Annotated in this window: 1 protein-coding gene and 1 pseudogene; one reads left to right on the top strand and one right to left on the bottom strand. The window is 64.6% G+C overall.

Features of this window, described 5'->3' with window-relative positions; genetic code table 11:
- Positions 1 to 103: 103 nt before the first annotated feature.
- Positions 104 to 229 (top strand): annotated as a pseudogene (locus JMJ56_RS32345) (IS5/IS1182 family transposase); the annotation flags it as partial.
- A 6-nt stretch (positions 230 to 235) separates the two neighbouring features.
- On the opposite strand, the gene JMJ56_RS32350 reads toward JMJ56_RS32345, so the two are convergent.
- Positions 236 to 5,626, bottom strand: a complete 5,391-nt coding sequence (locus tag JMJ56_RS32350; RefSeq protein WP_202835990.1) for a beta strand repeat-containing protein — start codon at positions 5,624 to 5,626, stop codon at positions 236 to 238.
- Between the last annotated feature and the right edge of the window lie 1,045 nt (positions 5,627 to 6,671).

A 6,671-nucleotide genomic window follows, 5' to 3' on the forward strand; every position in this document is an offset into this window, starting at 1 on the left:
AGCCGCCAGGTCCGATGGCCACCCCAACCCTACACTCCGGCCAAGGCCGGATTTTCCAACACCTCCGTGGACGTTACTTTCGACTAAACCGGAAATGCTCTAGGCCACCCGCTTTCGTCGGCTAGTGAAGGACTACGAAAGCTACGCCAGCACCCTTGCCGGCCTGCACCTCGTTGCCTTCGTCTGTCTCATGTTCAAACAGGCCGCGCAACTGAACGGAGGTCCATAACCGTCTCTAGTTCCAAACACCGTCCCCGGCCGCGACCCTACCCTCCGTATGGCCGAAGCTGAGGAAATGCTGGAGCGGGTTCTGTCCCGAGGCCGCGACATCCGGGTTAGCTGCCAGATAGGCTTTGGTATCGAACAGGCCACTTGGGTCGCGTCCCTCGCGCCAGCCGAAGGTCATATAGTGCTGCAAGGGGTCGACCCCGGCCGCCGTCACATCGGCGTAATAGGTTAGGTAGTCGGCCGCGTCGAAATAGGCATTCGGACTACGCAACTCGCTCCTGCCGAAGCTGTCGTAGTGCTGCATCGCATTTAATCCCGCTCGTGCCACATCAGGGTTGGCCAGGAGATAAAACTCAGGGTCGAAGCCGGCCTCGATGGCAGGCCCGATTGCTGGGGCGATCGCCCGCCCCTCCGCCAAGCCATGACTGAGATAATGGGCCAGCGGGTCAATTCCGGCGGTGCGGACATCCGGATTGGCTGCCAGGTAACTCTCGACATCGAAGGCGACCGAGGGATCCCGCCCCTCCGTCCAACCAAACTGATGGAAGTGCAAGACTGGATCGACCCCGGCCTGCTGTACGTCACGGTTCACAGCAAGGTAGCTGCCGGTGTCGAACCAGGCATTGGCGGCGCGACCTTCGCGCCATCCATTCTGCTCGTAGTGGGTCAACGGGTCGACGCCGGCCGCCAGGACGTCGGGATTGTAGGAAAGATAGTACACGGCATCGAAAAGCGGATTGGCATCGGTGACGTTAATGGCGACATCGGCGAAGACCAGCCGTTCGACATGGAGGAGGGTATGGTTGGAGCCAGCCCCGGCCACAAAGATCCCCGCGATGCCGCGGTCGTTGAGCTGATAGTCGATGAAGCGACCGGTCAGCACCACCGTATCCAGGCCCTCGTCACCATCGAGGACCCCGTCGCCAACCCCGGCGGCAAGGCGCAGGATGTCATTGCCCGTCCCGGCATCCGCGTGGTTCCCCCAGCCGGAGAGCGTGATATCGTCATTGCCGGCGCCGGAGGACACGGTGCTAGTGCCAAGCCCGGCCGAGATGGTGTCGTTGCCGGAGCCGGTCTGGATGTCGTTGGAATAGCCGTCGGCGACGACCCGGTTGGCGCCGTCGCCCGCATGGACGATGGCGTTGCCCTGGAGGCCGGTGATGGTGTCGTCGCCCGTGCCGGTAGTGATCCGGTTGCTGTAGCCATGGACCATGACGATGGCGTTGCCGCCGGCGATCGAGACCGAGGCGTTGCCGTCGCCGGCCATGACGTAGCTGTCGCCGGTGCCGAGCGTGACCACGTTGTTGTAACCGCCCAGCTCGACCACGGACGAGCCATTGCCGAACTGCACCAGGCTGTTGCCCAGTGGACCGGTGAGCTGCTGATTGCCGTCGCCGGCGAGCACCGTGTTGTTCCAGCCGCCCACCCGGATGCTGTTGTTGCCGTCGCCGGCATCGATATAGGCGTTGCCCTCGGCGCCATCGATCGTGTCGTTGCCAGTGCCGGCCTCGATATGGTTGTTCCAGCCGGTGGCGATCAACCGGTCGTCGCCCGGCCCACCGAGCAGGATTCGCCCGGGATCGGTCGTGCCGCCACCGCCGGTGCCGCCGCCCCCTGTGCCGCCATCTCCGCCGCTGCCGCCGCTGCCGGTGCCGGCATAGGCGGCGACGATGGCATCGTCGGTGAGGCCTGCGGCGCCGGGTGCGGCGACGAAGGAAATACCGGGGAACGGGCCGGCTAGGTCCTGCGCCGGATAGGCGTCGGTCAGGACGATTGCCGCGTTGGTACCGAGATAGAGCACGGTGGTGGTGCCCAGCCGGGTGACCGCCTCGAAGCCGGAATCTCCATAGATGACGAGGCGATCGCCCTCGGACGGCTTGAAGTCAGGCAGCTCGTCGACGCCGTCGCCAGGCCGGTAGAGGAACAGGTCGGCACCGCCATCGCCGTAGATGCGGTCCCCCGGTCTGGCGTCGAGCACGCTGCCATTGACGATGGCGACCGATCCGCCATCCGAGGCGCCGACGAGGGTGTCATTCAGGTCGTGCCCGGCGAGATGGTCATTGCCGGAGCCACCAATCAGCAGGTCGGATCCGGCATTGCCCTCCAGGGTGTCTGTACCAGCGCCGCCGAGGAGGATGTCGTCATCCCCCTCGCCCTGCATGGCATCGTCGCCCAGGCCACCATCGATGACATCGCGGCCGTTGCCACCCTCGATGGTATCCTGGCCGCTGCCGGCGATGATCGAGTCGTCGCCCGTCAGCCCATGCAATAGATCGTTGCCGGCCCCGCCATAAAGCGTGTCGTCGCCGTCATGGCCATACAGGGAGTCATCGCCGGCCTCGCCGAGCAGCAGGTCGCTGCCGCCATTGCCCATCAGGGCGTCATTGCCGGCGCCGGCGCCAACCTGATCGGGACCTTCGGTTCCAGAATAGGTTTCGTTGCCCGCTGTTAGTTGCATGCCGGTTCCCGGCAGGGCCGGCGGCGGCGCATCCGGCTGGAAGCGCAGCAGCCCGGCACTGAAGGACGGCAGCGCTTGGCCGGATTGCAGGGTGAGCGAGGCGCCGCTGCCGGCCCCATCAACATCGCTGTCGAGAGCCTCGTCGCTGCCCTGGTCGCGTGGCGCGAAGCTGTAGCCGTCCGGCGCGGTGAAGGCGACGGTGTAGGCGCCTGGGGCGACGCCGGCGAAGCTGTAATGGCCGGAGGCATTGGTGACGGCCGAGGCGGCGACAAAGCCAGCGGCGTTCAACAGCCTCACCGCCACGCCAGCCAGGCTGGGCTCGGTCGTTTCGTGGATGCCGTTGCCGTTGCCGTCCACGAAGACATCGCCGCTCAGGCTTGCCGAGGCGAAGATCCCTGCATCGATGTTCGACAGCGACTGGCCGGCGCCGAGAGCGATGAGCGCGGTATGGCCCGTGGTGGGATCAACGTCGCTGTCGAGCCCGTCATCACTGCCCTGGTCACGGGGAGCAAAGGAGAAGTCCTGCGGCGTGGCGAAGGCCAGCCGGTAGTTCCCCGAAGCAAGATCACCGAAGCTGTAATGGCCGGTGGCATCCGTGATCGTGGTTGCCACGAGGCGGCCCTGGCTGTCCAGCAGCTGGATGCTGCCACCGGCCTGGCCAGCCTCGCCGGCAGTCCGGATCCCGTCGCCATTGCTGTCGACGAAGAGGGTGCCGGCCACTGCACCGCTCGCTTCGATGGTCAGCGTCACTGTGGCGGAGGTGGCGGACGCATTACCGGCTGCATCGGCCGCCTTGGCAGTGAGGGCAAAGCTGCCCGGCCGCAGCGGCGTGGCCGGGGTAAAGGCGAAGTGGCCGGCCGCGTCGGCGATAGCGGTGCCGAGGATGGTGTCGCCACTGCTGATGGTGACGGTGCTGGCAGCTTCGGCGCTGCCGATTATGGTGGGGGTAGCAAGGTTGGTTGAGCCAGTGAAGGGGTTGAGGACCGGCACGCCAGGCGCCGCACCATCGAAGACCAAAGCGATTAGGGGGGAGGTCGGACCAAGGTTGCCGGCGTTGTCGGTCACCGCGGCGGTGTAGCTGTGGCTGCCCTCGCTGGCGCCTGCATTGGCGAAGGTCCAGCTGCCGCCGGTGCCAGTGGTTGCCGTGCCGATGACGGTGGTGCCATCGCGGATCGTCACCGTCTGGTCGGCCAGGCCGTCCGAGACCGTGCCGGTGAGCGCCGGGTTGGCGGTGATGCCGTCGCCCGCGGTGCCGGTGTCGGACACCAGCGCTACGGTGGCGGTCTGCGTCGGGGCGGCCCGGTCGACCGTGACCGCGACCGCGGCGGAGGCCGGCCCCTGGTTGCCGGCCGTGTCGGTCACCGCCGCGGTGTAGCTGTGGTTGCCCTCGCTGGCGCCTGCATTGGCAAAGGTCCAGATTCCACCGGTGCCGGTGATTGCCGTGCCGATGACGGTGGCGCCGTCGCGGATGGTCACTGTCTGGCTGGCCAGGCGGTTTGAGACCGTGCCGGTGAGCGCCGGACTGGCAGTAATGCCATCACCGGTGGTGCCGGTGTCGGATGCCAGTGCCACGGTGGCGGTCTGCGTCGGGGTGGCCCGGTCGACCGTGACTGCGATCGGAGCAGAGGTCGGGCCGAGATTGCCGACCGTGTCGGTCACGGCCGCGGTGTAGTTGTGTGTGCCATCGGCTGCGTCGGCATTGGCAAAGGTCCAGGCGCCACCGGTGCCGGTGGTTGCCGTGCCGATCAGGGTTGCGCCGTCCCGGATGGTCACCGTCTGATCAGCTAGGCCATTCGAAACCGTGCCGCTGAGGGCCGGGCTGGCGGTGATGCCGTCACCCGCGGTGCCGGTGTCGGACACCAGCGCCACCGTGGCGCTCGCCGTTGGAGCGGCCTGGTCCACAGTAATAGCGAAGGCGGTGCTTGTACCGGAGGTGTTCCCGGCGGCATCGGTGGCAGTGGTGGCGAAGCTGTGGGCGCCCTGGGCGAGTCCGATCGCGGGCGTGTAGCTCCAACTGCCGAAGGCATCGGCGGTGGTGGTGGCTATTGGGTTGGCGCTGCCGTCGAGGTAGATCCTGACCGTCGCGCCGTTCTCGGCGGTGCCGGTCAGGGTAGGCGTGGTATCGTCAGTGCGGGCGCCGCTGGCGAGTGGGGCCTGCAGCGCGCCGGCATTGTCGAGCGCGGTGAGGCCTGCGGGCGTGGTGGGTGCCGTGGTGTCGATGGTGATCGCGAAGGCAGGTGAGGCAACAGAGTTGGTGCCTGCAGTATTCGTCTGGGTCGCCGTGTAACTGTAGGTGCCCTGCGCAAGCGCAGTCGCCGGGGTCCAGGTCCATTCCCCGGTACCACTGGCGAACACGGTGGCGATAGGAGTGACACTGCCGTTGAGATAAATTTTGACCTGCGCGCCCGCGTCGGCGGTGCCTGTCAGAGTAGGGGTGGCGTCGTCAGTGCGGACGCCAGATGAAAAGGTGCCCTGGATCGTGCCGGCATTGTCGGTGACGGCAACGCCAGAAGGTGCAGCCGGAGTTGTGGTGCCACCAAGAGACCACCAAGTGCTGGAGTTGCTGGTGCTGGCAAGTGTGGAGGAGCCGGTTGTCCCAGTAAGCAATGTAGCGCCAGTGAGCAGGAAGTATCCACCACCTCCCTGACCATTTGGGTCATTGACGATGACCGCTTGGACGCCATTGATTGTACCAACGCCGATGTAGGTACTGGTGCCGTTGTTGGAGCCGTTGTTGACGCCATCCCTTGCGATATCGCCTAGAATATTGAAATTTTCACCTGTCTGCGTGGAGCCTGTGCTGGTGCCATCACTCAGTGTGACGTTGTTGGTTTGAGCTCCATTGAGGCCGCCACTGCCTTTCGCTACAGTAATTGAGAAGCTGCCGCTGGTCGGATCGGTGATTCGATACGAATTCAGGTAAACCTGGGAATTCGCCACATTATGGTTCCTACAACGCTGTTGTGGTTGCGTCGCGCTCAACCAACGGCCCAGCAGGAATCAGACTGCTATCACAAAACGCAATAAAAGCGGACCTACGCTTTGCTCAGTCTTAAACCCTACGGCGCATACGGCGAAGCTTTCAGCAACCTTCGATAGAGCTAAGTAGCGATATCTTGCCTTGAACGTCTACCCATATGTGTAATTTTCGGATTAAAACGCGATCAGGGTCATGTCCCGCCGCGTGCTGGAGGCCTAGTTCCCTTTGAATGGCGAGAGGGGAGCCCTGAAAGATGGAGGGGACTTACCCTAGCCTTACCCTACTCGACCCCCCAAGCGGGCGATCGCTGGAACAAGGCGTTCTGCCCTACTCGGATACCACCGCCGGTGGCCAGATCCTCGCCGCCGCCTCGCTCACCCCCAGGTCCATTATCCCCCTGTCCACCCCTGATCCGGCTCCGAATGTGGCGGTTTCCAACGATTGCGGTAGGGCTTTTCCCTTGCGATAAGCCTCCCTTATCGTAATCGGTACGAGCTTGCGACAATTTGGAGGGCAGGCGCGTGTGCGCTTGTGACATGAGGGAGAAGATCATGCTCGCGGCGCGGCGTTTTTCCACATCCCGCCTTATCCAACAGCAGGTAGTTCGGGCACCAAGGCAGCTTGGCGCCCGGCCCTGAACCAAACCCAAAACCGCCCAGCCCAAGCTGGCCAAACAGGCCGTCTGGCGCGAAACCTGACAAAACCCGCCACCCTCGCCATCCTAATCCGATGTCCGCACTGCCGGCCCAAGCTGAAGCCACCGCCTGACTTCAAGCCGCCTAAGTAGTATCAAATCGATTCTTTCTAGAGCAAAATCCGAACGATCAGATTCATTAGGGACTCCCTTGGGCCTCGAAGTCTGATTCACCCTGCTGGCTGGGTGCGGAGGCCAGCTTGCATGGCGAGAACCTTGTCTGAGGATTTGCGCTCCCGGCTGATTATGGCGGTCGAGGGCGGCATGTCACGGCGCGCAGCGGCCGATCGCTTCGGGGTTGCGGCGGCGAC

Origin of the sequence: Belnapia arida (genome assembly GCF_016773205.1) — a bacterium.
GTDB classification, from domain to species: domain Bacteria; phylum Pseudomonadota; class Alphaproteobacteria; order Acetobacterales; family Acetobacteraceae; genus Belnapia; species Belnapia arida.